Consider the following 23,548-nt stretch of genomic DNA (forward strand, 5'->3'; position numbering starts at 1 on the left):
GGGGAGCCTCACATCATGACCATCGGTTCGGCGGACTACCGCGACTCCGGCCTCGCCTTCGGCCCCGACTTCCTGTTCGGATCGGCCACCGCCTCGTACCAGATCGAGGGTGCCGCCGGCGAAGACGGCCGGGGCGCCTCGATCTGGGACACGTTCAGCCACACGCCGGGCAAGGTCTGGAACGGCGACACCGGCGACCGCGCCTGCGACCACTACCACCGGCTCGACGAGGACCTCGACCTCATGGCGCGCCTCGGCCTCGAGGCCTACCGCTTCTCGATCGCGTGGCCGCGCATCCAGCCGACCGGCCGGGGCCCCGCGAACGAGGCTGGCCTCTCGTTCTACGAGCGACTCGTCGACGGGCTCATCGCCCGCGGCATCCGCCCGATCGCGACCCTCTACCACTGGGATCTCCCGCAGGCGCTCGAAGACGAGGGCGGATGGGCCAATCGCGCGACGGCCGAGGCCTTCGCCGACTATGCGCGCATCCTGGGTGAACGCCTCGGCGACCGGGTGGCCGTCTGGACCACGCTCAACGAGCCGTGGTGCTCCGCGTACCTCGGCTACGGCTCCGGTGCGCACGCGCCCGGCCTCATGGACGGTGCGAAGGCCCTCGCGGCCGTGCACCACCTGAACCTCGCCCACGGCCTCGCGATCGAGGCGCTGCGCGGGGTCGTCACCAACGACCCCGGCTACTCGATCACCCTGAACCTGCACGTGATCCGCCCCTCCGGACCGACCGGCGCCGAGGCGGCGCGACGCATCGACGGACTCGCGAACCGCGTGTTCCTCGGCCCGCTGCTCGACGGCGAGTACCCGGCCGACGTCATCGCCGACACGGCCCACGTCACCGACTGGGCCTTCGTGAAGCCGGGCGACACCGAGCTGATCCACCAGCCGATCAGCCTGCTCGGCGTCAACTACTACTCCACCGTCACGGTGCGCATGTGGGACGGCGAGAGCCCCCGCGTCAACGCCGACGGGCACAAGGACATGGGCGGCACGGCGTGGCCCGGTTCGGAGCAGGTGGAGTTCCTCGAGCAGCCCGGCCCGTACACCGAGATGGGCTGGAACATCGACCCCTCCGGCCTCGAGGACCTGCTCGTGTCGCTCCACGACGCGTACCCCGAGCTGCCCCTCATGGTCACCGAGAACGGCGCCGCCTTCGCGGACGTCGTCGTCGACGGGCCCGACGGCCCTGCGGTGCACGACGTCGACCGCACCGACTACCTGCGGCGCCACTTCACGGCGGCGCACCGCGCGATCCAGCGCGGCGTCGACCTGCGCGGCTACCAGGTCTGGTCGCTCATGGACAACTTCGAGTGGGGCTACGGCTACTCGAAGCGGTTCGGCATCGTGCGCGTCGACTACGACACGTTCGAGCGCCTCCCGAAGGACTCCGCGCTCTGGTACGCCGAGCTCATCCGCACGCGCGCGATCCCGGATGCGCCCGTGTCGTCGCAGGTCGCGGGCGCGTGACGAGCGCGAGCTGACCGGCTGCGTGTCACGGCCGCCGCTGCCGACCGATCGGCTTCAGCGGGCGGATGCCTCGGCATCCGTCCGCGAGGCGCGGTCGACGCCGCGCAGCTCCCGCGCGAGGTGGGCGACGACCGACGGGAGGTCGCCGTCGTTGGCCGCGGCGACCGCGAGCTGCCGCTGGTAGCTGCCGCCTCGGTCGAGGATGCCGCGCACGAGCTGGAGTTCCTGCGCGCAGCCGAGCCGCTCGGCCACGGGCACGAGGGTGGTGACCAGGTCGCGGAGGTCGTCGGAGACGAGACGCTCGGTGCCCGCGACATCCGTGATCACCTCGGCGTCGAGGCCGTACCGCGCGGCGCGCCACTTGTTCTCGCGCACGTACCAGGGCTGGAGCACCGTCAGGGTCTCGCCGTCGTCGAGGCGCGTCGACATCCACTCGACGAGGCACTGCACGAGCGCGCCGATCGCGGCGAGCTCCTCTGCCGTCGAGACGCCGTCGCAGACGCGCACCTCGACCGTGCCCCACTTCGCCGACGGACGGATGTCCCAGCGCACCTCGCTGTAGTCCTCGATGACGCCGGTGCGCACGAGGTCGTCGACGTAGCGCTCGTAGGCGGCCCAGTCGGCAAGCGGGTACGGCAGGCCGGCGGTCGGCAGCTGCTGGAACATGAGCGCGCGGTTCGAGGCGTAGCCGGTGTCGACGCCCGCCCAGAACGGGCTCGAGGCCGAGAGCGCCTGCAGGTGAGGGAGGTAGGCGAGCAGGCCGTCGAGGATCGGCAGCGCCTTGGCCTGGTCTTCGATGCCGACGTGCACGTGCACGCCCCAGATCATCATGTTGCGACCCCACCAGCGCGTGCGGTCGACGAGCTTGTGGTACCTGGGCTTGTCGGTCAGGTGCTGGTCGTACCACTGGCTGAAGGGGTGCGATCCGCTGCAGATGAGCTCGTACTCGCCGAGCTCGTCGACGACCGTGCGCACCTCGTCGAGCTGACCCTGCAGGTCGGCGACCGCATCGGCGACGCGCTCGTGGACCCCGCTCACGAGTTCGACCGTGTTCGTCAGCATCTCGGCGGTGATGGTCGGATGCGTCCCGCCATCGCTTCGAGAGTGCAGCACGTCGAGCACCCGGTCGCCGACCGAGGCGAGTTCGCCGGTGGCGCGATCCACGATGGCGATCTCCCACTCGATGCCGACGGTCGAACGGGCGGATCGGGCGAACTCGATCGGCATTCCCAGGCCCCCTTCGCACGGCGCATCGGGCACCGTCGGCCCATCATGGCATGCAGAGGTGGCGATTATCCTTCCGGCGCGAAATCTGCAAGAATGGTCAGTCGAGTTCCGTAGCGCCCGACCCTCTATCCGGCGCGCAGAACTACTCAGAGCTTCCGCCGAGTGTGCACCCCACGCTCACGGCTGTCAGTTCGCCCAACTCACAACATTTCAGGAGAATTGTGGCTGTCAAGATTCGTCTCAAGCGCCTCGGCAAGATCCGTGCGCCGTACTACCGCATCGTCGTCGCCGACTCGCGCACCAAGCGCGACGGTCGCGTGATCGAGGAGATCGGCAAGTACCACCCCACCGAGAACCCCTCGTTCATCGAGGTCGACTCGGACCGCGCCCAGTACTGGCTCTCCGTCGGCGCGCAGCCGACCGAGCAGGTCGAGGCCATCCTCAAGCTCACGGGCGACTGGGGCAAGTTCAAGGGCGACAAGAACGCGGTCTCGACCGTTCAGGTTCGCGAGCCCAAGGCCGCCTTCGTCGCCGACGACAAGAAGAAGCCGGTGCTCAAGCCCAAGGCCGAGAAGCCGGCTCCGAAGGCCGAAGAGGCCGAGGTCGCAGCCGACGCGTCGACGGACGAGGCGTAAGTCTTGCTCCAGTCCGCGCTCGAACACCTCGTCAAGGGGATCGTCGATCACCCTGACGAGGTGAAGGTCGTCTCCGCGTCGAGCGCACGCGGCGAGGTCCTCGAGGTTCACGTGAACCCCGAGGACCTCGGTCGCGTCATCGGCCGCGCCGGTCGCACCGCGAAGTCGCTGCGCACGCTCGTCACGGCTCTCGCCGACGGTCGCCGCGTTCGCGTCGACGTCGTCGACACCGACGACTGACGTGTCAGACGCACCTCGAACCCAGCTGCGGGTCGGTCGCCTCACCAAGGCGCACGGCCTGAAGGGCGCGATCAAGCTCGAGCTCTACACCGATGACCCCGAGCGACGGTTCGTTCCGGGCGCGGCGTTCTCGCTGCAGGTCCCGGCCGATTCGCCGTGGCACGGCAAGCACCTCGTGCTGCGCGAGCTGCGGTGGTACAACGGCATGCCGGTCGGATTCTTCGACGGCGTCGACGACCGCTCGGCGGCGGAGGCGCTGTTGAAGGCCATCCTCTGGGTCGAGAACGTCGACCAGGAGGAGGCCGAGCCCGACGCGTGGTACGACCACCAGCTGGTCGGCCTCGCGGTCGTGCGCGAGGGCGCGAAGGTCGGCGAGGTCGTGCGCGTCGACCACTTCCCCGCGCAGGACCTGCTCATCGTGAAGACGGCGACAGGCGAGGTCATGGTGCCGTTCGTGCAGGCGATCGTGCCCGAGGTCGACGTCGTAGCCGGTGTCGTCACCGTCACGCCGCCCGCCGGTCTCTTCGAGGAGCTCGTCGACGACGAGCCCTCGGCGGATGCCGGGGGTGAGGCCGGTGCGTCCGGCTCCGCCTCGGCCGACGCACCCGCCGAGTAAGGCGCGCATATGCGGATCGACATCGTCACGATCTTCCCCGAGTTCTTCTCGGTGCTCGATATCTCGCTGCTCGGCAAGGCCAGGCAGGCGGGCATCATCGAGGTCGTGGCGCACGATCTGCGCTCGTTCACCCACGACCGTCATCGCACGGTCGACGACACCCCGTACGGCGGCGGCGCCGGCATGGTCATGAAGCCCGAACCGTGGGGCGAGGCGATCGACTCGATCGTCGGCCCCGGTTCGTCGGAGGCCGTGCTCGTCGTGCCGTCGCCTGCGGGCGAACCGTTCACGCAGGCCGTCGCGCGCGAGCTCGCGGCCGAGTCGCACCTCGTGTTCGCCTGCGGGCGCTACGAGGGCATCGACCAGCGCGTGTCCGACCACTACGAGGGCCGCATGCGCGTGCGCCTCATCAGCCTCGGCGACTACGTGCTGAACGGCGGCGAGGTCGCCGTCATGGCCATGATCGAGGCCGCCGGCCGTCTCGTGCCCGGGGTCGTCGGCAACCCCGAGAGCCTCGTCGAGGAGTCCCACGAAGACGGCCTGCTCGAGTATCCGAGCTACACCAAGCCGTCGGTGTGGCGCGACCTCGAGGTCCCGCCCGTGCTGCTCTCGGGCAACCACGGCGCCGTCGCCGCGTGGCGCCGCGAGCAGCAGGTCGAGCGCACGCGCCGGGTGCGCCCGGAGCTCCTCGACGACTGACCGTTCGCACCAGCGCCGGCGTCAGGTCGATCTCGTGGTCCGCCCCCCGGCTCCGATGGCCGAACGTCGCGCCGCATCGGGGTGCGTGAGGTCTTCTTCACGTCCCCGAAACAGACGGGGGCACGTCGCGAAACACGCCGTTTATAACGTCGATACCGGCGGCATCGAGCGAGACCCCGCCGGAGAGTGCGGGTTGTCGATGGCTGGGCCGAGTGGCGATGACCCCCTGTCGGGACGCGACGAGCGACCGCCGCTGAGACTGATCGCCGTCACGCACGGCTCCCCGTCGACCGCGAACCGCAAGGCCGTGATGCGCCTGGTCGACCGCGTCGCGATGGTCGAGCCCGGCATCGAGGTCGCGATCGACTTCGTCGACGCGAAGAGCGCCGACGTCGCCGCGGCCGTCGCGGCGGCGGGCCAGACCGACGCGGTCATCGTGCCGCTGACGCTGTCGGCGGGCTACCACGTGCGCACCGGCCTCGCGTTCGGTCTCGAGCGCATCGGCGGGGGAGTACGACTCGCGGCCGAGCTCGGCCCCGACGACCGGCTCGTCGGCATCCTCGCCGAGCGTCTCGTCGATGCCGGGCTCGAGGACGGCGACGCGGTGCTGCTCGCCGCGGCCGGGTCGAATGATCCCCGTGCCGTGCGCGAGTGCTTCGAGACGGCCCGTCGACTCGGGCACCGCCTCGGGCGCCCCGTCACGGTCGGGTTCATCGCCTCGGCGATCCCGCGGCTGCCCGACGCGATGGAGATGATCCGCGAGGTGCATCCCGGCACCCGCATCGCCGTGGCGGCGTACGTGCTCGCCCCCGGCACCTTCTACGACGCTGCCGTCGCGATGGGTGCCGACCTCATCGCCGAGCCGCTCATCGCACCCGGAAGGGCGGTGCCGTCGGCACTCGTCGAGGTGGTGCTCGATCGGTACGAGGCCGTCGAGTCCGAGCGGCACCACTACGCCTGACCCCCTGACCCCGCGGCGACGCGGGGGCGCGGCGCGCGGGGCGGATCAGACCGCGAGCGTCGGCGTGCCGTCGGCGTCGGCGACCCGTGCCAGCACCTCGGCGATGCGGCCGCGGCAGCCGCCGCAGCCGGTGCCGGCGCGGGTGTCGCGGCTGACGCACTCGACGGTCGTGTTGCCGCAGGCCGCGGATTCCTCGATGCGGCCGACCGTGACGGCGTTGCACCAGCAGACGGTGGTCGCAGGGGCGAACGCGTCGGCGTCGGCTGCGGGATCGTAGTCGGGGCCGTCGAAGCGCAGCAGCAGCGACCGGTCGGCGGGCAGCTCGCCGCCCCGCTCGAACAGCAGGGTGAGCTCGGCGGCCGTGCGCGGCATCCCGACGCTCACGAAGCCCGTCAGCACGCCCTCCTCGGTGACCATCTTCACGTAGCGGAGGTGCTCGGGGTCGGCCCACTGCGCGATGCGCCGCCGAGGGTGCAGGCCGTCGTCGTCCCACGGGTCGCCTGAGATGTCGCCGACGGCGACGACGTCGATGTGCTCGGCCTTCAGCATGACGAGCGCATCCCGCTCGACGGGCGTCACGATGTCGTGCTCGCGGCGTTCGGCCTCGGCGAGGAACGACCCGGCGAGCCACGCGGCCTGACGCCAGCCGGGCCCGATGAGCCCCGAGGGCGCGCCGGGGAGCGTGCGCTGGCCGGCCAGCTCGTCGGTGCGCTCGACGACCTGCGCGCAGTCGCCGATCGCGAAGATCGACGAGTCGGTCCAGGAGGCGAGGTTCGGGTGCACGACGATGCCCGCGGCGGTGCGGAGCCCGGCGAGCACGGCGAGCTCGGTGCGGGCGCTGACTCCGCACGAGAGCACGAGCAGGTCGCCTCGCAACTGCTTGCCGTCGGCGGTCACGAGCATGTCGAAGCGGCGCACGCCGTCGTCGTCGGTGCGGAAGGCGACCGCCTCTGCGCGGCTGTGCGCGATCACCTGGATGCCGGTGCGCCGCAGCGCCGCTCGCAGCACCTGGCCTCCGCCGCGGTCGAGGTTGCGCGGCATGGGGTGCGGTCCGTGGTGCACGACGCACACCTGGGCGCCGGCGTGCGCAGCCGCCAGCGCGAGCTCGAGGCCGAGCACCCCGGCACCGAGCACGATGATGCGCCGCCGCCCGCGCACGGCCTCGAGCACGCGTTCGGCGTCGGCGAGGTCTCGGAGGGCGGTGATGCCCGTGGGGAGCTCGTCGTCACGGGCGACCAGCTGCCGCCCGTACTTCTCGAGCGAGGCGAGGTCGCGGCGGTGGCGCTCGACGCCGTCGAGGGTCGGCACGTTCGCGCGGGCGCCGGTGGCCAGCACGAGCCGGTCGTACGGCAGGGTCTCGCCCGTGTCGAGGCGCACCGAGCGGGCCTGGCGGTCGACGGCCGTCACGGCGACGCCGAGCAGCACGCGGGCGCCGGCCTCCTCGGCGGTCAGGCGGTCGCCGACGAGCATGGTCTCGAGGTCGGCGTTGCCGACGGCGTACTCGGCGACGAGCACCCGGTTGTAGGCCTCGACGTCCTCACCGGCGATCACCGTGAGTTCGACATCGCCGCGCAGCACGCCGGGGAGGAGTTCCTCGACGAACCGGGCGCCGACCGGACCGTAGCCGACGAGGACGATCTTGAGCGGGCTCATGCGAGGACTCCGGTCTCTTCGGCACGGCGGATCGACGCGGCATCCGCGATGCTGCGCATGCGCACGACGTTCGTCTTGAACTCGGGCATCGACGAGATCGGGTCGACCGCGTCGGAGGTGAGGAGGTTCGCGGCCTGGTCGTCGCCGTAATGGAACGGCAGGAACACCGCATCGGGTCGGATGTCGGGGGTGTGCCTCGCCCGGCACCGCACGACGCCGCGGTGGTTGGAGATCTCGACCTCGTCGCCGTCGCCGATGCCCAGGCGCTCGGCGGTCGCCGGGTGGATCGAGGCGAGCGCCTCGGGCTGCGATGCCAGCAGTTCGGGCACGCGACGGGTCTGCGCACCGCTCTGGTAGTGCTCGAGGAGGCGCCCGGTGACGAGCGTGATCTCGTCGGTCCCCGGAGTGGGCGCGGGCCTGGCCGACTCGCGCACGGTCACGGGCACGAGACGTGCGAGGCCGTCGGCATGGGCGAACCGGTCGGCGAACAGGCGCGGCGTGCCACCGCTGTCGCGCGGGAACGGCCAGTACGCGGCATCCCCGCGATCGAGCATCGCGTAGTCGATGCCGGAGTAGTCGGCGAGGCCGCCCTCGGAGGCCAGGCGCAGCTCCTCGAACACCTGCTCGGGATCGGTGTCGAACGCGGCCGTGCAGCCGAGGCGCTCGGCGAGCTCGTGCAGGATCCACAGCTCGTCGCGCACCCCGGCGGGAGGCGTCACGGCGCGACGGCGACGGATGACGCGGCCCTCGAGCGACGTCATCGTGCCTTCCTCCTCGGCCCACTGCGTGATGGGCAGCACGACGTCGGCGAGCGCGGCGGTCTCGGAGAGGAAGAAGTCGCAGACCACGAGGAGGTCGAGCCGGCCGAGCCCCTCGCGCACCTCGCGCACGTTGGGGGAGGAGACGACGAGGTTCGAGCCGTGCACCATGAGGGCGCGCACACCGCCGTCGACGCCGAGCAGCTTCAGCAGCTCGATCGCGGGCACGCCGGGGCCGGGCAGGTCGGCCGGGTCGACGCCCCACACGCCCGCCACGTGCGCACGTGCCTCGGGGTCGACGATCTTGCGGTATCCGGGCAACTGGTCGCACTTCTGTCCGTGTTCGCGCCCGCCCTGGCCGTTGCCCTGGCCGGTGAGGGTGCCGTAGCCGCTGCCCGCCCGACCGGGGAGGCCGAGCAGCAACGCCAGGTTGATCGCGGCGGTCGCGGTGTCGGTGCCGTCGACGTGCTGCTCGACGCCGCGCCCGGTGAGGAGGTACGTGGTGCCGCCGGCGGCGAGCCTCCGGGCCAGCCGCCTGATCGTGAGCGCCGCGACGCCGGTCACCGACTGCACGCGCTCGGGCCACCAGGCTGCGACGCTGCGACGCACCCGGTCGAACCCGACCGTGCGGGACTCGACGTAGTCGACGTCGACGAGGCGCTCGGCGATCACGACGTGGATGAGCCCGAGCAGCAGCGGCAGGTCGGTGCCGGGAGCCGGCTGCAGGTGCAGACCCTTGCCGTCGTCGGTCAGGCGCGCGGTCGCCGTGCGTCGGGGGTCGACCACGACGAGGCCGCCGGCGGCCTGCGCGCCGGCGAGGTGGCCGATGAACGGGGGCATGGTCTCGGCGACGTTCGTGCCGAGCAGCAGGATCGTCTCGGCACCGTCGAGGTCCTCGAGCGGGAACGGCAGCCCGCGGTCGACGCCGAACGCCCGGTTGCCCGCTGCGGCCGCCGACGACATGCAGTACCGGCCGTTGTAGTCGATGCGGCTCGTGCCGAGGGCGAGCCGCGCGAACTTGCCGAGCAGGTACGACTTCTCGTTCGTGAGGCCGCCGCCGCCGAACACGCCGACCGCGTCGGCTCCGTACTCCGAGCGGATGCCGCGCAGCGACGTCGCGATCAGGTCGAGCGCCTCATCCCACGACGCCTCGTGCAGTGCGCCGTCGGCGCCCCGCACGAGCGGGGCGCCGAGACGCGAGGGCGATCGCAGGAGTTCCGCCGAGGTCCACCCCTTCTTGCACAGGCCGCCCCGGTTCGTCGGGAAGTCGCGGCCCTCGACCGTGACCGGCGCCGAGTGCACGTGGGCATCGGGCGCCGCGTTCGCCGCGGCATCCGTCGTGCCGGTCGTCGGGGTGAGGGTCATCGCGCACTGCAGGGCGCAGTACGGGCAGTGCGTGTCGGCGGGGTGGGTCAATGGGGCTCGATTCAGATCTTGTGGGCGCTGAGGCGGCCGGAGCGCACGTACACGGCCCAGGTGAGCACGAGGAGCACGACGTAGGCCGCGATGAAGCCGGCGAACGCGGCACCGTATCCGCCGGTCGACTGGAACGAGAGGTTCAGCGCCTGCGGAATGAGGAACCCGCCGTAGGCGCCGATCGCGGAGATCAGGCCGAGGGCCGCCGCGGCCTTCCGCTGCGTCGACACGTCACCGGTGCCGCCGCCGCGGACGGCGAACACGACGGGCACCATGCGGTACGTCGAGCCGTTGCCGATGCCGGCCGAGGCGAAGAGCAGCAGGAACAGGCCGAGGAACAGCCAGAAGTTGCCGAGCGGGAGCGTCGCGAGCACGGCGATCGTGACGAGGGCCATCGAGGCGAAGGCGCACATCGTGATGCGGGCACCGCCGAAGCGGTCGGAGAGGCGCCCGCCGTACGGGCGGGCGAGCGAGCCGACGAGCGCACCGAGGAAGGCGAGCGGCACCGCGGCCCCGCCGATGGCGATCGCCGAGAACTCCGGGAACTGGTCGGCGATGAGCTTCGGGAACACGCTCGCGAAGCCGATGAACGAGCCGAACGTGCCGATGTAGAGCAGCGACAGCAGCCAGAGGTGCGGCTCCTTCAGCGCTGCGGCCGATCCGCTGAAGTCCGCCTTCGCGTTCGAGAGGTTGTTCATGTACCGGGCGGCGCCGAGCATCGCGACGAGGATCAACGGGATCCAGATCCACCCGGCGACCGGCAGGTTGAGGGTGGCGCCGGCGCCGATGGTGATCGCGATCGGCACGACGAACTGCGCGACCGCGGCGCCGAGGTTTCCGCCGGCCGCGTTCAGGCCGAGGGCCCAGCCCTTCTCGCGCTGGGGGTAGAAGAAGGTGATGTTCGACATCGAGCTGGCGAAGTTGCCGCCGCCGAAGCCTGCGAGCGCGGCGGCGCCGAGCAGCACCGGGAACGGCGTCTCGGGGTTCGACACGCACACGACCATCGCGATCGTCGGCGCGAGCAGCAGCGCGGCCGAGATGATGGTCCAGTTGCGGCCGCCGAACTTGGGCACGAGGAACGAGTACGGGATCCGCAGGGTCGCGCCGACCAGGCTCGGAATCGAGATGAGCCAGAAGATCTCGCCGGTGGTCAGGTCGAAGCCGGCGGCGGGGAGCGCGACGGCGACGACGCTCCAGAGCTGCCAGACCACGAACCCGAGGAATTCGGCGAAGATCGACCAGTTGAGGTTGCGCCGCGCGATCGAGCGCCCCTGCGACTCCCACTGATCGGTGTTCTCGGGGTCCCAGCCGTCGATCCACCGGCCTGGCCGGGTCGTCAGCTCGGGGGCCGTCGTCGCCGTCGTGGTCGCGGACGTCGCCGTCGCGGATGTCGCGGCGACCGGGGGAGCGGTGCTCGTCGTCTGGGTCATGGGTGCCTCCGAGGTGTGGATCACGTGGTGGAGCCTTCGACTCGAAGCTATTGAGGTCGTGTTTCCGCGGATCGGCCCGGTCGTAAACCCTGCGTCTCCACCTCCTCACCCAGGCGAGGGCCCGGTGTGAGGCGGACGTCACACGTCGATGCGGTACCCCCGCTTCACCACCGTGGCGATCAGCCCCGGCACGGCGAGCGTCTGGCGCAGGCGGCTCAGGGCGACCTCGAGGGCATGCTCGTCGTTCGTGCCCGGCAACCCGGCGGCGAGCCGATCGCGGGCGACCACCGAGCCGCGCGCGAGCACGAGCGTGCGGAGGATCATGAGCGCGACCGGCGCAAGGGAGACCCTGCGGTCGGCGATGTCGACGACGCTTCCGCGCAGTGCGAGCGGCCCGTGCAACGTCTCGAGTCGGATCACCCGGTTCGTCTCCAGGTGCTCGCACACGAGCCTGATGAGCGCGCCCATGCGGTACCGGTCGGGCTGGATCGGCGTGATGCCCGCCGCGATCAGCGGGAGCGCGGTGACCGGGCCCACCGCCGCGGCGACGACCGGGCCGCACATGGCGTCGACGAGGTCGTCGTAGCGCCCGAGCTCCTCCGCGGCGCCGAAGAGCGCGTGCACGGCCGGTGCACTGGTGAATGTGATGGCGTCCAGGCCTCCGGTGCACGCCGCCTCGATGAGGCGCTCGACGCGATCATCTGCCTTGTCGACCTCGACCCAGCGGTACGGGGCGACGGTGAGCACGCGGTCGTGCGCGTCGCTCAAGCGCTGGAGTTGCGACGACTCGAGGAACCCGTGCAGCTGCACGGCCACCGTGAGGTCTGCCGGATAGTGCTCGAGCACATGGTCGATGAGCGACTCGGTGGTCTCCTCGGAGCTCATGCCCACGTCGTTCAGGCCCGCGGCACGGATGCCGCCACGGGCCTTCGGCCCGCGCACGAGGATCGAGGTGTCGGCGAGCGCGTCGAGCAGGTCCTCGCCGAGGCCCGCGGCGTCGGCGACCTCGAACCAGCGGCGCACGCCGTACGCGGTGGTCGCGAGCAGCACCTCGGGCCGTGCCGCGATGATCGCCCGGGTGTCGGCGATCACCGGATCGTCGGAGAGGGCGTTCGTCATGCGCAGCGTCGGCGCGTGCACGACGGTCGCACCGCGGCGGGCGAGCGCGTCGATGAGGTCGGCCGAGCGGCGATCGCTCGTGACGCCGATGCGGAACCCGACGAGCTGGTCGACGCGGAACCCGGGAGCGAACTCGAGGAGGTCGGTCATCCGGCCACCGCCGCGAAGCCGGCCGCGCGCTCCATGAGCTCGGCGGCGCTCGCGTCGCCGTCGTGGGCGAGGCGCACGACCTCGCCGATGACGACGACCGCCGGGGAGGACACGCGCGCGCGTCCGGCCGTCGTGACGATGTCGGCGAGTTCGCCGATGGTCGTGCGCTGCTCCGACGAGAACCCGCGTTCGACGATGGCCACCGGCATCCGCCCGACCATGCCGGCCCGGGCGAGGCCCGCGGTGAGCGAGGGCAGGGTGTTCACGCCCATGAGCACCACGATGGTGCCGCCGAGGCCCGCGAGGTGCTCCAATTCGGATGCCGTGAGCGGCTGGTGCCCCGACACGACCGTGAACAGGTGGCTGACGCCGCGATGCGTGAGGGGGATGCCGGCGGCCCCTGGCACCGAGATCGCACTCGTGACGCCGGGAATCACCTCGACCGGCACGCCGGCGGCGTGGCAGGCGAGCACCTCTTCGCCACCGCGGCCGAGCACGTACGGGTCGCCGCCCTTGAGCCGCACGACCCTGGATCCGGCGAGGGCGTGCTCGACGAGCAGCGCCTCGATCGCGGACTGGGAGATCGCGTGGTGGCCCGGTCGCTTGCCCACGTCGATGAGCAGCGCACCGGGGGCGAGCTCGTCGAGGCGGTCGTGCGGGGCGAGCCGGTCGTAGAGCACGACGTCGGCGTGGCGAAGAGCCCGCACCGCGGCGAGCGTGAGGAGGTCCTCGCGGCCGGGGCCTCCGCCGACGAGCGTCACGCTGCCGGTCGCACGGCCGTCGCCGGTCGCACGGCCGTCGCCGGTCAGGTCGGCGCTCACGCGTCCACCCCGCGAACCGGGATCGTCATGCCGGCCACCAGCACGGCCTCGCCGCGCTCGCGCTCCTCGGCGGTCGCGGGTCGCATCTGGCCGCGACCGTCAGGCACCTGGGCGACCGACGGATCCGGCACGTGCGGCGCGTTCACGAAGGACCGGAACCGGCGCAGGCGCTCGGGGTCGGCCAGCGTCGCCGCCCACTCGTCCTCGTAGCCGTCGACGTGTCGGTCGACGGCCCGCTCGAGCTCGTCTGCGAGGCCGAGCGAGTCGTGCACGACGACGTCGCGCACGTGGTCGAGTCCGCCCTCGATGTCCTCGATCCAGCGTGCGGTGCGCTGCAGCCGGTCGGCCGTGCGCACGTAGTACATGATGTAGCGGTCGATGTACTTCAGCAGGGTCTCGTCGTCGAGGTCGCTCGCGAGCAGTTGCGCGTGGGCCGGCTGGAATCCGCCGTTACCGCCGACGTACATGTTCCACCCCTGGTCGGTGGCGATCACGCCGACGTCCTTGCCCCTGGCCTCCGCGCATTCACGGGCGCAGCCCGAGACACCGAACTTGAGCTTGTGCGGCGAGCGGAGGCCGCGGTAGCGCAGCTCGAGCTGCACGGCCATCGCGACCGAGTCCTGCACGCCGTAGCGGCACCAGGTCGAGCCGACGCAGCTCTTCACGTTGCGGAGCGCCTTGCCGTATGCCTGGCCCGACTCGAAGCCGGCGTCCACGAGCCGCTTCCAGATGTCGGGCAGTTGGTCGAGCCGTGCACCGAAGAGGTCGATGCGCTGGCCGCCCGTGATCTTCGTGTAGAGGCCGTAGTCGGTCGCGACCTGGGCGATGACGAGGAGCTTCTCGGGCGTGATCTCGCCGGCGGGGATGCGCGGCACGACCGAGTACGTGCCGTCCTTCTGCATGTTCGCCATGGCACGGTCGTTCGTGTCCTGCAGGCCGCCGCGGCCGCCGTCGAGGATGTAGGAGCCGTGCTGGGTGGCGAGGATCGACCCGACGACCGGCTTGCAGACGTCGCAGCCGCGGCCGGTTCCGAGGCGCGCGATGATCTCGTCGAACGAGGTGAGCTCGAGCACCCGGATCGACTCGAAGAGCTCCTGCCGCGAGAGCTCGAAGTGCTCGCAGAGGGCCCGCGAGGGCGTGATGCCCGATTTCGTGAGCTCGGCCTCGAGCAGCTTCTTCACGAGCGGCACGCACGAGCCGCACTGCGTGCCGGCGCGGGTGCAGGCCTTCAGCTCGCCGAGGTCGGTGCACCCCTCGGCGTGCTCGGTTCCGTTCACGGCATCGCGGATGGTGCCGGCCGCGACGTTGTTGCAGGCGCACACGAGCGCCGAGGCGGGCAACTCGTCGCCGGCCGGCGCCTCCATGCCCGAGGCCGACAGGTACGCAGCGGGCTCGGACGAGAGCTGCATGCCGAGCATCGGCCTGAGCGAGGCGTACGGCGACGCGTCGCCGACGAAGATGCCGCCGAGCAGCGTCTTCGCATCGTCGGTCATGACGAGCTTCTGGTAGAGCCCGCGTGCCGGATCGGCGTAGACGATCTCGAGCGCCTGCTCCGTGCGGGCGAGCGCGTCGCCGAAGCTCGCGACGTCGACGCCCGAGAGCTTCAGCTTGGTCGCGTCGTCGATGGTCGTGAACTCGGCGGCCCCGCCGAGCAGGCGGTCGGCGACGACCTCGGCCATGGCGTTCGCGGGGGCGACGAGGCCGGTGCATCGGCCCTCGAAGCTCGCGACCTCGCCGATCGCCCAGATACCGGGCGCGGATGTCGCGCACGCCCCGTCGATCGCCACCCCGCCGCGGGGTCCGAGCTCGAGCCCGAGATCGCGGGCGAGTTCGTCGCGCGGGCTGATGCCGATCGCGAAGATGACGAGGTCGGCCTCGATCACGCGCTCGTTCGTGAGCTCGACCGCCGTGACGGCGCCGTCGTCGACGCGAACCGCGGAGGGCCTGGCCCCGAGGTGCAGGCCGATGCCCTGCGCCGAGATGATGCGGCCGAGCGCCCGGCCGGCGCCCTCGTCGAGCTGCGCCGACATGAGCCATCCGCCCGAGTGCACGACGGCGACGTGCGCGCCGAGCTTCGCGAGCCCCCCTGCGGCCTCGAGGCCGAGCAGGCCGCCGCCCGCGACGACGACGCGCGCCGGGCGTCCGTGCCGCTCGGCGAGCTGCGCGGCCTCGGCGACGAGGTTGTCGACGTCCTCGATCGTGCGGTACACGCGGGCGTTCTCGGCACCGGGAATGGCGGGCACCGGCGCGCTCGAACCGGTCGCGAGCACGAGCTCGTCCCAATGCAGCACCGTGCCCGTCGAGGTCGTCGCGGTCCGCAGCCCGGCGTCGATCGAGTCGACCAGCTCGCCCGTGATCAGCCGCACCTGCGACGGATCCCACATCGCGGTCGGCTGCAGCGTCAGGTCGGCGGAGCCGTCGGCGAGGCGCGTGCTGAGCGCCACGCGGTCGTAGGGGAGGTGGGGCTCGTCGCCGATCACGGTGACGCGGAGCGTGCGCTCCTCGTCGCGCATGTGCAGGCTGTCGGCGAGTCGATGGGCGGCGGGTCCGCCGCCGACGATGACGACGTCGCGCGTGCGGATGCCGGCCGGGCTGTTCTCGGTCATGGTGCCTCCGTGGCTCGAATGCTGCCAACGTACGACCGAGCGGTTTCGGCCCTGTTACGTGGGCGTAACCGCTCCCGCAACCGCGCCTCACCTTCGGGGCGCCACGGTGTGAGGCGGGTTTCACGTCGGGGAAACACCCGCAGCCGCGCACGGAAACACCGGCCCCGTACGTTCGGAGGCACCGAACGGGAGGAGCGAGACATGACGATCACGATCGAGGCGACCACGACCTGGGTTCGGGTCTGCGAGGTCCGGGAACTCGAGCCCGGGTGGGGCGAGGTGGCCCTGCTCGGAACCGACCAGGTCGCGCTCGTGCGCCTCGGCGACGACGAGGTCTACGCGGTCGACCACCGGGACCCGCACACCGGCGCACCCGTCATGGCCCGCGGCATCACGGGTTCACGTGGCGACCGGCTCACGATCGCCTCGCCACTGCACAAGGAGGTCTACGACCTCGTCACGGGCGAGTGCCTCACGAACGGGGAGCTCTCGCTCCGCGTCTTCGGGGCGCGCGTCCTCGACGGCATGGTCGAGGTCGAGGTGCTCAGCCCCGCTTCGTGAGCACGATGGGGTCGCCGTCGGTGATGGCGATCGTGTGCTCGGAGTGCGCGCCGCGCGAGCCGTCGGCGCTGCGGAGGGTCCAGCCGTCGGGATCGGTGAAGATGCGATCGGTCGTCGCGAGGAACCACGGCTCGATCGCGATGACGAGTCCCGGCTTGAGCGGCAGCCCTCGGCCGGGGCGGCCGTTGTTCGGGATGTGCGGGTCGCCGTGCATGGTGCGGCCGACGCCGTGGCCGCCGAAGTCGGTGTTGATCGTGTAGCCCTCGGCCTTCGCGACATCCGCGATGGCCCGGGAGATGTCGCCGATGCGGTTGCCCGTGCGCGCCGCGGCGATGCCGGCGTCGAGCGCGCGCTGCGTCGTGTCGATCAGGCGGAGGTCGCCCTCGCGCGGGGTGCCGACGACGATCGAGCGCGCCGAGTCGCAGACCCAGCCGTTCACCGAAGCGGCGAAGTCGAGGCTCAGCAGGTCGCCGTCGCGCAGCGTGTAGTCGTGGGGGAGTCCGTGCAGCACCGCGTCGTTGACCGAGGTGCAGATGACCTTGCCGAACGGGCTCGCGCCGAACGAGGGGTGGTAGTCGATGTAGCAGCTCTCGGCGCCCGCCTTGCGGATCATCTCGTGCGCGAGGGCGTCGAGCTCGAGCAGGTTCACGCCGACGGCCGCAGCCTGCGACGTGGCCTCGATGACGCTCGCGACGAAGCGCCCGGCGGCGCGCATCTCGTCGATCTCGGCGGTGGTCCTCAGTTCGATCACGGTTGTTCCTCTCCTCGTCCATTCTGGCGGCTCCGCCCTGAGTGAACACCCGGCATCCGCGCACGAGGGCCGCGTTATCCTGTGACCATGCTCTTCCGGCGCATCTTCTTCCGATGGATCCAGGCCGCAACGATCGTGCTTCCGGTCTGGCTCGTGGTCGGCTGGGCCGTGTTCGGCGGCGGCGGATGGGGCACGCTGGGCCTGGTCATCACCGTACCGGTGACCTTCCTCTCACTTGCGGTCATCGCGCTGCTCACGTCGATGCGTCCGACCGTGCGCGAGACCCGAGCGGTCTCGTGGATGGACGTCGGCATCCTCGGCGCGTGGCACGCGGCGATCATCGGGTTCGGCTTCTCGGGGCCGTCGATGGCCTCGTTCGCGGTGCTCGCGATCGCCCTCGCGCTCGTGGCCTTCTGGTACGCGATCGTGCAACTCGTGCGCGATGGCGCCAAGCGCATGCAGGAGCAGATGGCCGAGTACGAGCGGGCCGCGCAGGCCGGTGCGGTTCCCCGAACGGATGCCGGTGGTAGGCCCTCCATGCAGCAGCCCCTCGACCTCGGCGAGGTCATCGTCGTCGAAGAGCGTCGCGAACGCGACTGATCGCGGTCTCCCGGCCGTGATCGGCGGCGCGGCGACCGTCCGCAGCACGCGCCGGCGCGGCATCCGACCCTCGCTTTGGCGCAGCGCGCCTGAACATGGCACAATAGAGGATTGTGCCGCCGCGGGACTCTGCCTCCGGGGAGCATGCACAGCGCGAGTGATCGCGCGGGCGGCACCAGATTCTTCCATTCATTGATCCGCGTTCGACCGGTTGCGGGCGCAGAGAGCGAACCATTATGCACATCCTCGACCACGTCGACGCTGCGAGCCTGCGGTCGGACGTCCCCGACTTCCGCGCGGGCGACACCGTCAAGGTGCACGTCAACATCATCGAAGGTACGCGCTCGCGTATCCAGGTCTTCCAGGGCGTCGTCATCGGCCGTTCGGGCGAAGGCGTCCGCGAGACCTTCACGGTCCGCAAGGTCAGCTTCCAGGTCGGCGTCGAGCGCAAGTTCCCGGTGCACTCCCCGGTCATCGACCACATCGAGGTCGTCACCCGCGGTGACGTCCGTCGCGCGAAGCTTTACTACCTGCGTAAGCTCCGCGGCAAGAAGGCGAAGATCAAGGAGAAGCGCGACGCCTGATCCGGCTTCGCGGCCCGCGCGTCGCACGGGCCACGGCCTTCGACCTGAGCTCCTCACCCCTACACTTGGGGTGAGGAGCTCAGGCGGTTAAATGACAGAAGAAATCAGCACCACTCGTATCGACGACGAGCGGTCCTCGTCGAACCGCCGCAAGCGAGGGGCCCTGCTCTTCCTGCGAGATCTTCTGGTCATCTTCGTGGTGGCCGTCCTCGTCTCGTTCCTGATCAAGACGTTCCTGATCCGGTCGTTCTTCATTCCGTCGGAGTCGATGGAGTTGACGCTCGTCAAGGACGACCGCATCATCGTCAACCAGCTCGTGCCGGGCGTCACGCCCCTCGAGCGCGGCGACGTCGTCGTGTTCAAGGATCCCGGCGGATGGCTGCCGGCGCGCGTCGAGCCCGAGACCCCGCCGCTCGCGGCCGCGGTCGACTGGTTCCTCGCGTTCGTCGGGCTCTCCGCCCCCGACTCGAACGACCACCTCGTCAAGCGCGTCATCGGACTGCCGGGCGATCACGTCACGTGCTGCAACGCGCTGGGCCAGATGAGCGTCAACGGCGTGCCGCTCGACGAACCGTACGTGGTGCTGCCCGCCGGCGACACCAAGGTCTCGCGCGACGACTTCGACCAGGTCGTGCCAGAGGGCTCGCTCTGGGTCATGGGCGACAATCGCTACAACTCCAAGGACTCGCGCTACAACGCCGACACGCCCCTCAAGGGCTTCGTGCCCATCGAGAACGTCGTCGGCCGAGCGTTCGTCGTGAGCTGGCCGGTGTCGCACTGGGCGTGGCTCGGCAACTACCCCGAGACGTTCGACGGCGTCGACGAGGCCGCAGAGGGCGGCGACTGACGTGGCTCCGGCCGCCATCCCGAACCTCAAGGTCGAACGCGAGCTCTTCGAGTCCGGAGCTCCGGTCGTGCTCGCCTGCGACGAGGTGGGGCGCGGCGCGCTCGCCGGGCCGGTCGCGGTGGGCCTCGTCGTCATCGATCCGTCGGTGCGGCGCATGCCGACGGGCCTCCGCGACTCGAAGCTGCTCACCGAGCCCAAGCGCGAGCTCATGGCGCCGCGCGCCGGGGCGTGGGTACGCGCCTGGGCGGTCGGCGAGGCATCCGCTGCCGAGATCGACGAGCTCGGCATCATGGCCTGCCTCGGCCTGGCGGGTGCCAGGGCGCTCACCGCGCTCCGAGCAACCGAAGAGGCTGCGGGCACCGGGGGCGAACTCGACGACGCGCCGCTCGTGCTCGACGGCAATCACGACTGGCTGAGCCGGGCGATCGACCACCGCGCGCGCGTCAGCACCCGCATCAAGGCCGACCGCGACTGCGCGTCGGTCGCCGCGGCATCCGTGCTCGCGAAGGTGCACCGCGACCGACTCATGCACACGGCCCATCACGAGCTGCCGCTGTACGCCTGGAACGAGAACAAGGGCTACTCCAGTCGCGCGCACTTCGACGCGATCGCCGAGCACGGGCCGAGCGGCCTGCATCGGCGAACCTGGCTGCACGAGCGTCCCGTCGAGGCGCCCGCGCTCTTCGACCTCGGCGTAGGATGAATCCGATGGATGACGACGAATTCGAAGACTACGACCGCGAGGTCGAGCTTGCCCTGTACCGCGAGTACCGCGACATCGTTTCGCAGTTCAAGTTCGTGGTCGAGACCGAGCGTCGCTTCTACCTCGCGAACGAGGTCGAGCTCGTCCGTCGCGACACCGAGCACGACTTCTACTTCGAGCTCACCATGAAAGACGTCTGGGTCTGGGACGTCTACCGGGCCGATCGCTTCGTCAAGTCCGTGCGCGTGCTCACCTTCAAGGACGTCAACGTCGAAGAGCTCGCGACGCGCGAGTTCGAGCTGCCGAAGGAACTCGCGCTCGACGAGTAGTCCGGTCGGGCCCCGAGCGTCCTGACACCCGCCCTCCACAGGCGCGCTGAACGAGCGGTTCGTGCACCTCGCGTCGATCCCCGGATTCGCTCCTCGCCGCCACCGCCACGCTGGTCGTGGAGGTGGTGCTGGTGGCCCACAATGCAGAACTCGGTCGGCGAGGCGAACAACTCGCGGTCGACCATCTGGAATCGCGCGGACTGCGCGTGATCGACCGCAACTGGCGATGCTCGGTCGGCGAGATCGACATCGTCGCGCGCGACGGCGACGCGACGGTCTTCATCGAGGTGAAGACCCGCACGTCGCACGACTACGGGCATCCGTTCGAGGCGATCACGCCCGCGAAGCTGTCGCGGTTGCGGCGGCTGGCGGTCGCCTGGTGCGAGGCGACGGATGCCGCGGCTCCGCGCATCCGCATCGACGCCGTCGCCGTGCTCGCCCCCGACGACGCGCCCGCGCTGATCGAGCATCTCGAGGGCGTCTGCTGATGACCGTCGCCAGAACCCACGCCGTCGCGCTGCTCGGCCTCACGGGGTCCATCGTCGAGGTCGAAGCCGACCTGTCCGCCCAACTCCCGGGATTCTCGATCATCGGCCTGCCCGACGCCGCCCTCGCCGAGGCGAGGGAGCGCGTGCGCGCCGCGGCCGTCAACGCCGGGTGCCCGCTGCCGCAGCGCAAGCTCACCGTGAACCTCTCGCCCGCCGCGCTTCCGAAGCACGGGTCGGGGTTCGATCTCGCGATCGCCGTCGCGTGCCTTGCTGCCGCTGGTGAGGTCTCGATCGAGTCGGTCGCCCGCGTGGTGCACCTCGGCGAGCTCGGCCTCGACGGGCGGCTGCGGCCGATCGACGGCATCCTGCCGGCCGTGCTCGCGGCCGTCAGGGCGGGCCACCGCACGGTCATGGTGCCGAAGGCCAACGCCGACGAGGCGTCGCTGGTGCCCGAGGTCGAGATCATCGGCGTCGTCTCGCTGCTCGATGCGGCGATCCACCACGGCGGGGCGTTCGAGGTGCGCGACGTCGCGGCCGTTCCGCTGGTGCGGGTCGAGCAGGTCGGCACCGTCGAGGCCTCGGGCGACCTCGCCGACGTCGCGGGCAACACCGACGCGATCGATGCGCTCCTCACCGCCGCCGCCGGCGGGCACCATCTGTCGCTGATCGGCCCGCCCGGAGCGGGCAAGACCATGCTCGCGTCGAGGCTGCCCGGCATCCTGCCCGACCTCGACGCCGATGCCGCGCTCGAGGTGTCCTGCTTGCGCTCGCTCTCGGGGCGGCCGGTCGGGTCGGGGCTGTCGTTCCGTCCGCCCTTCGAGGCGCCCCACCACACGGCGACCGCCGCGGCCATGGTCGGCGGCGGCAGCCGGCTCATCCGGCCCGGGGCCGCCGCGCGGGCGTCGCACGGAGTGCTCTTCCTCGACGAGGCCCCCGAGTTCCCGTCGGCCGTGCTCGACGTACTGCGACAGCCGCTCGAGTCCGGCACGATCAGCATCCACCGGGCGAACGCGGTCGCGAGCTTTCCCGCCCGCTTCCAGCTCGTGATCGCGGCCAACCCCTGCCCGTGCGGGCTCGACGGCACGGCCGAGTGCACCTGCCCGCCGAACATGCGTCGCCGGTACCTCGGGCGCATCTCCGGGCCGCTGCTCGACCGCATCGACCTGCAACTGAGGGTGCCGAGGGTCACCGCGCCGAGTCTCCGCCTCGCCCGAGAGCAGCCGGGCATGACCAGTGCCGAGGCGAGGGCGAAGGTCGCCGCGGCCCGAGCCGTCGCCGCGGAACGACTCCGCGGCACGCCGTGGCGCACGAATGCGCAGATGCCCGGGCCGTGGCTCAGGGGAGCGGGTGGACTCCATCCCGGCGGCCGTGCCACGGTGTCGCTGGATCGCTCGCTCGAGCGCGGCGGCATCACGATGCGCGGCTACGACCGAGTGCTGAAGACCGCGTGGACCCTGGCGGACCTCGACGGCGCGGGCACGCCCGACGCGAACCACATCGGCCACGCGCTCTACTTCCGACAGGGCATCGCCCGATGAGTGCGGTCGAGCGCGCCGCGCGGCACCTGCGGCAGGAGTTCTCCGCGGTCCGGCGCGGTGTGCTGCGTTCCGGCGACGAAACGGTCGGGCACCTCGACGATGAGCCGGTCACACCGCAAGAGGAGCCGAGCACGGCGGCCTTCGCCCGGGCCCTGCTCGGCACGCTCGCCGAGCCCGGTGACGGAACCCTCGGCCGCATCGTCGCCGCACTCGGCGCGGTGCGAACGGCCGACCTCCTGCTCGGCACTGCGTCCGCCGACCTGGTGGCGGTGGACCGCCTCGTCGCCGAGACCCGTGACGCTGGGGAGTCGCTCTCGGCGAGCGACCTCGAGAACGGCCTTGCACGTTGGACCCCGCGCATCGACCACGGCGCCTTCGTGCGCGGCATCGCCCAGGCGCAGCGCGTCGGAGCGGTGTTCATCGCGCCCGGCGACGCATGCTGGCCGGTCGGCGTCGACGACCTGGGCGTTCACGCACCGCTCGGCCTCTGGGTTCGCGGCGATCCGTGGCACCTGCGGTCGCGGATCCCGTCGGTCGCCCTGGTCGGGGCGCGCGCCGCGACCGGGTACGGCGAGCACATGACGATGGAGCTCTCGGCCGGACTCGTCGATCGGGGGTTCGCCGTCGTCTCCGGCGGCGCCTACGGCATCGACGGCATGGCCCACCGATCCGCGCTGGCGAGCGGCGGAACGACCATCGCCTTCCTCGCGGGCGGCGTCGATCGGTTCTACCCCGTCGGACACGACGGGCTCCTGCAGCGCATCACCGAGACCGGAGCGGTCGTCTCCGAGTTGCCGTGCGGCGCTTCGCCGACGAAATGGCGCTTCCTCCAACGCAACCGGCTCATCGCGGCAGCCAGCGCGGCGACGGTCGTGCTCGAGGCGGGCGCACGTTCGGGATCGCTCAACACGGCGGCGCACGCGGCGGCGCTCGGGCGTCCGCTCGGCGCGCTGCCCGGGCCGGTCACGAGTCCGGCGTCGGCAGGATGCCACCGGCTCCTGCGCGAGTTCGACGCGGTGTGCATCGTGAACGCCGAGCAGGTCGTCGAGCTGGTCGGCGCCATCGAGCCGCCGACGATCGACGAGTCGACGACCCGTGATGCCCGGGCGACCCGAGACCGGGATGCCGGCCCCGACTCGGGGAGTGCCGCTCCGGAGGAGCTGCGTGTGCTCGACGCGCTCAGCACTCGGGCGCAGCGCGACGTCGCAGACCTGGCACGGCGCAGCGGACTCGGAACAGGGGAGGTCATGGCGGTGCTCGGCGTGCTCGAACTCGACGGCATCGCGGTGCACCGGGCCGACGGCTGGGTGCGTCGGCGACGCGCCTCATGACGCGCG

Annotated in this window: 23 protein-coding genes; 15 read left to right on the forward strand and 8 right to left on the reverse strand. The window is 71.3% G+C overall.

All coding sequences use genetic code 11. The features are described from left to right. The first annotated feature begins 15 nt into the window (after window positions 1-15). Window positions 16-1,479 (forward strand): GH1 family beta-glucosidase, encoded by a 1,464-nt coding sequence (locus ASE68_RS08220; protein WP_055857238.1) that lies wholly within the window; start codon window positions 16-18, stop codon window positions 1,477-1,479. A 54-nt stretch (window positions 1,480-1,533) separates the two neighbouring features. Here the strand turns inward: ASE68_RS08220 and ASE68_RS08225 are convergent, their stop codons facing one another. Beyond that, window positions 1,534-2,706, reverse strand: coding sequence for a glutamate--cysteine ligase (locus ASE68_RS08225; protein WP_055857240.1), 1,173 nt, complete (start codon window positions 2,704-2,706; stop codon window positions 1,534-1,536). A gap of 221 nt (window positions 2,707-2,927) precedes the next feature. Here ASE68_RS08225 and rpsP point away from each other — a divergent pair, with 221 nt between their 5' ends. From rpsP to ASE68_RS08250, 5 genes are all read left to right on the forward strand, one after another. Further along, complete coding sequence (rpsP, locus tag ASE68_RS08230; protein ID WP_055857245.1) at window positions 2,928-3,341, forward strand: 30S ribosomal protein S16; 414 nt, start codon at window positions 2,928-2,930, stop codon at window positions 3,339-3,341. Between the two features lie 3 nt (window positions 3,342-3,344). Next, window positions 3,345-3,581, forward strand: coding sequence for an RNA-binding protein (locus ASE68_RS08235; protein WP_055857247.1), 237 nt, complete (start codon window positions 3,345-3,347; stop codon window positions 3,579-3,581). Window position 3,582: 1 nt separating this feature from the next. Beyond that, on the forward strand, window positions 3,583-4,197 hold the full coding sequence (rimM, locus tag ASE68_RS08240; protein WP_055857250.1) for a ribosome maturation factor RimM: 615 nt from the start codon (window positions 3,583-3,585) through the stop codon (window positions 4,195-4,197). Between the two features lie 9 nt (window positions 4,198-4,206). Further along, entirely contained in the window at window positions 4,207-4,896 is a 690-nt protein-coding gene (gene trmD / locus ASE68_RS08245; protein WP_055857253.1) for a tRNA (guanosine(37)-N1)-methyltransferase TrmD, read from the forward strand. 199 nt (window positions 4,897-5,095) lie between these two features. Then, window positions 5,096-5,857 carry a sirohydrochlorin chelatase gene (locus ASE68_RS08250; RefSeq protein WP_055857255.1) on the forward strand — a complete coding sequence of 254 codons (762 nt, stop codon included), beginning with the start codon at window positions 5,096-5,098 and terminating at the stop codon, window positions 5,855-5,857. Between the two features lie 45 nt (window positions 5,858-5,902). Here ASE68_RS08250 and ASE68_RS08255 read toward each other — a convergent pair whose 3' ends face one another. From ASE68_RS08255 to nirB, 6 genes are all read right to left on the reverse strand, one after another. Beyond that, window positions 5,903-7,510, reverse strand: coding sequence for an NAD(P)/FAD-dependent oxidoreductase (locus ASE68_RS08255; protein ID WP_055857258.1), 1,608 nt, complete (start codon window positions 7,508-7,510; stop codon window positions 5,903-5,905). Beyond that, window positions 7,507-9,684, reverse strand: a complete 2,178-nt coding sequence (locus tag ASE68_RS08260; protein ID WP_055857262.1) for a molybdopterin oxidoreductase family protein — start codon at window positions 9,682-9,684, stop codon at window positions 7,507-7,509. Before ASE68_RS08260 ends, ASE68_RS08255 begins: the two co-directional genes overlap by 4 nt. 11 nt (window positions 9,685-9,695) lie before the next feature. Continuing rightward, window positions 9,696-11,114 (reverse strand): MFS transporter, encoded by a 1,419-nt coding sequence (locus ASE68_RS08265; protein ID WP_055860992.1) that lies wholly within the window; start codon window positions 11,112-11,114, stop codon window positions 9,696-9,698. Window positions 11,115-11,252: 138 nt separating this feature from the next. After that, the gene (locus ASE68_RS08270; protein ID WP_055857265.1) at window positions 11,253-12,383 is read right to left on the reverse strand and encodes a uroporphyrinogen-III synthase; all 1,131 of its coding nucleotides are present in this window, start codon (window positions 12,381-12,383) and stop codon (window positions 11,253-11,255) included. Further along, entirely contained in the window at window positions 12,380-13,204 is an 825-nt protein-coding gene (gene cobA / locus ASE68_RS08275) for a uroporphyrinogen-III C-methyltransferase (protein ID WP_082462123.1), read from the reverse strand. The genes ASE68_RS08270 and cobA overlap by 4 nt, the downstream gene beginning before the upstream one ends. Next, window positions 13,201-15,810, reverse strand: a complete 2,610-nt coding sequence (gene nirB / locus ASE68_RS08280; RefSeq protein WP_055857267.1) for a nitrite reductase large subunit NirB — start codon at window positions 15,808-15,810, stop codon at window positions 13,201-13,203. The genes cobA and nirB overlap by 4 nt, the downstream gene beginning before the upstream one ends. Before the next feature lie 201 nt (window positions 15,811-16,011). On the opposite strand from nirB, the gene nirD reads away from it, so the two are divergent. Further along, window positions 16,012-16,371, forward strand: coding sequence for a nitrite reductase small subunit NirD (nirD, locus tag ASE68_RS08285; RefSeq protein ID WP_055857270.1), 360 nt, complete (start codon window positions 16,012-16,014; stop codon window positions 16,369-16,371). Here nirD and map read toward each other — a convergent pair. Continuing rightward, window positions 16,355-17,122: a type I methionyl aminopeptidase gene (map, locus tag ASE68_RS08290; protein WP_055857273.1), complete on the reverse strand. Its 768-nt coding sequence runs from the start codon at window positions 17,120-17,122 to the stop codon at window positions 16,355-16,357. The two genes, nirD and map, sit on opposite strands and share 17 nt — an antisense overlap. Before the next feature lie 87 nt (window positions 17,123-17,209). On the opposite strand from map, the gene ASE68_RS08295 reads away from it, so the two are divergent. The 8 genes from ASE68_RS08295 to dprA all read left to right on the forward strand — a co-directional run bounded on the left by ASE68_RS08295 (window position 17,210) and on the right by dprA (window position 23,542). Then, window positions 17,210-17,722 (forward strand): hypothetical protein, encoded by a 513-nt coding sequence (locus ASE68_RS08295; RefSeq protein ID WP_157421586.1) that lies wholly within the window; start codon window positions 17,210-17,212, stop codon window positions 17,720-17,722. Between the two features lie 236 nt (window positions 17,723-17,958). After that, the gene (rplS, locus tag ASE68_RS08300) at window positions 17,959-18,306 is read left to right on the forward strand and encodes a 50S ribosomal protein L19 (RefSeq protein WP_055857282.1); all 348 of its coding nucleotides are present in this window, start codon (window positions 17,959-17,961) and stop codon (window positions 18,304-18,306) included. Window positions 18,307-18,397: 91 nt separating this feature from the next. Beyond that, window positions 18,398-19,153, forward strand: coding sequence for a signal peptidase I (gene lepB, locus ASE68_RS08305; protein WP_055857288.1), 756 nt, complete (start codon window positions 18,398-18,400; stop codon window positions 19,151-19,153). A gap of 1 nt (window position 19,154) precedes the next feature. Then, the gene (locus ASE68_RS08310) at window positions 19,155-19,856 is read left to right on the forward strand and encodes a ribonuclease HII (protein WP_055857291.1); all 702 of its coding nucleotides are present in this window, start codon (window positions 19,155-19,157) and stop codon (window positions 19,854-19,856) included. Between the two features lie 5 nt (window positions 19,857-19,861). Continuing rightward, on the forward strand, window positions 19,862-20,185 hold the full coding sequence (locus ASE68_RS08315; RefSeq protein ID WP_055857294.1) for a DUF2469 family protein: 324 nt from the start codon (window positions 19,862-19,864) through the stop codon (window positions 20,183-20,185). Window positions 20,186-20,307: 122 nt separating this feature from the next. Continuing rightward, complete coding sequence (locus ASE68_RS08320) at window positions 20,308-20,673, forward strand: YraN family protein (RefSeq protein ID WP_369800086.1); 366 nt, start codon at window positions 20,308-20,310, stop codon at window positions 20,671-20,673. Further along, window positions 20,673-22,211 (forward strand): YifB family Mg chelatase-like AAA ATPase, encoded by a 1,539-nt coding sequence (locus tag ASE68_RS08325; protein WP_055857295.1) that lies wholly within the window; start codon window positions 20,673-20,675, stop codon window positions 22,209-22,211. Before ASE68_RS08320 ends, ASE68_RS08325 begins: the two co-directional genes overlap by 1 nt. Beyond that, window positions 22,208-23,542, forward strand: coding sequence for a DNA-processing protein DprA (gene dprA / locus ASE68_RS08330; RefSeq protein WP_055857298.1), 1,335 nt, complete (start codon window positions 22,208-22,210; stop codon window positions 23,540-23,542). Before ASE68_RS08325 ends, dprA begins: the two co-directional genes overlap by 4 nt. Window positions 23,543-23,548 lie beyond the last annotated feature (6 nt).

The sequence above is a fragment of the Agromyces sp. Leaf222 genome (genome assembly GCF_001421565.1).
Lineage (GTDB): Bacteria > Actinomycetota > Actinomycetes > Actinomycetales > Microbacteriaceae > Agromyces.